Origin of the sequence: Halodesulfovibrio sp. MK-HDV, from assembly GCF_009914765.1 — a bacterium.
In the GTDB taxonomy this organism is placed as follows: domain Bacteria; phylum Desulfobacterota; class Desulfovibrionia; order Desulfovibrionales; family Desulfovibrionaceae; genus Halodesulfovibrio.
In genome coordinates this window covers 1-1,759 of record NZ_WYDS01000052.1, presented here as the reverse complement: position 1 = coordinate 1,759, position 1,759 = coordinate 1, and the positions used below count along the sequence as shown (strand labels likewise).

Here is a 1,759-nt window from a genome sequence, read left to right as displayed (position 1 = left end):
CTTATTTCCTCCATTTATTTTGGGTTGATTAAAGTAGATTTCTTGCATTTGAATTATCAAGTTAAAGATCTTAAAGCTAAAATGATTTCAATTGTAACTTATGTGGAGATTTTAATGAAATGTACAGATAAATTAAATTCTCTGAAATCTAAAATCAGTGAATGATTAATTTAAATTTTTCTTATTTCCTCCATTTATTTTGGGTTGATTAAAGTAGATTTCTTGCATTTGAACTTGTTTTAAATTTTCTTCTCCACTAACCGAAGTTGAGTTTGAATAAATGAGAATTGTCGAAGGGTAGGGCCTCGTTTCCAACTTTTTAACATATTATGTTGTCGCCTCCTTCGAGCTTTCTCAATTTGCCATGCATTATAAAGCCAGTATTGAACTGAACGCATTGTTAATTTCCGGGCATTTGTATGTGCATTGGATGGCGGACCAAGTCGATTTATATCCCGAAAACCAGTCTCAATTTGCCACCGACGATCATATTTTTGACAAATACTTGAAGCCCAACCTTGTTGAGCCTTTTTGCATCTAGGTGGAGGCTTTGTAGTCATCATCACCATTATTTCCTTCATTGCTTCAGTTAAATCAATCCTTCTTTGTTTGAAATCCTGTCGAATATCCCGTAACCGCCGACCTTGTCGATTGGTAAAAATTAACCACACGTGGATCCCTGGCAAGTGATAAAATTTCTTTGGTGCGCCTCGAACGATGTATGATTGAATATAGTGAATATCTTTTTTTAAATAACGTTCTAAAAGCCGTTTAATTGGCTTCCACTTTCGATAGGGGCCAATATAATGGATCCCACGCGGATTTAATTCGGACAATAATTCATAGGTCGGGAACCATCGATCACCTATCACAGCTCTAACATTAAACCCATGTTGAATTATTCTATCAATGCAATGAAGGATTTTTGGGACATTTGAGTGCTTTCTTTTAATGAGATGAATTCCAACAAATAAGCTGGTTCCTTTGCTTTTTATCATCAGACCAAGATAATTTCGTTTACGAGATGTGCCAGGGCCATTATAACCTTTTGTAAGGAATGGATTTTGAGGAAATCGCTCTGATCCATAGTACCATTGATCAGTATTATCAATTAACAAGTCAATTTGATGGGAAATAAATCCATTTTGAAGAGCATAATTGAGTTGGGCATCAAATATCATATCATTTAATCTATTTAATATCCAAAGTGGGAGTGATTGCCGATATTTGCGTACTTGATCTCCATTAGGGCACTTTCTTTCCCGCCGTACAAGTTCTCCTAAAAATTGTCTCGGTTGAATTTTCCTGCGACGGGTGGCATTTTCCTTCTGCCAAAGTAATTTATTCAACTCATCAGAAGCTTCATCTAATGAAAGATCCATGAGGGAATGAAGTATTAATATTTCCCAAAAATCTTCAGCGGAATACTTATATCCTTTTCGTTTTGAGAGATGAGTTTGGTTGATAATTTCTAGAGCAAGATTTTTTAGCCATGGCAGCCAATAATCATATGGGCATGATTCTTCTGCGGGGTGGAGCGGGAACTCCAATCTGCTTGTTGTTACAGATTGCATGATTACAAGGAAGAATCGGCTCCTTGTAAATCTTTTATTTCGACAAAAATAAATTCATTGAAAACTGAGATTGAAAAGAAATATCTTAATAAAAAAAAAACTCTTTAAATTTCAGGGAACTCCAATCTGCTTGTTGTTACAGATTGCATGATTACAAGGAAGAATCGGCTCCTTGTAAATCTTTT

Annotated in this window: 1 protein-coding gene; it reads right to left on the bottom strand. The window is 35.4% G+C overall.

What is annotated here, in order from left to right:
• Positions 1-239: 239 nt before the first annotated feature.
• Positions 240-1,574: a transposase gene (locus MKHDV_RS18570; protein ID WP_147661378.1), complete on the bottom strand. Its 1,335-nt coding sequence runs from the start codon at positions 1,572-1,574 to the stop codon at positions 240-242.
• Positions 1,575-1,759: the final 185 nt, after the last annotated feature.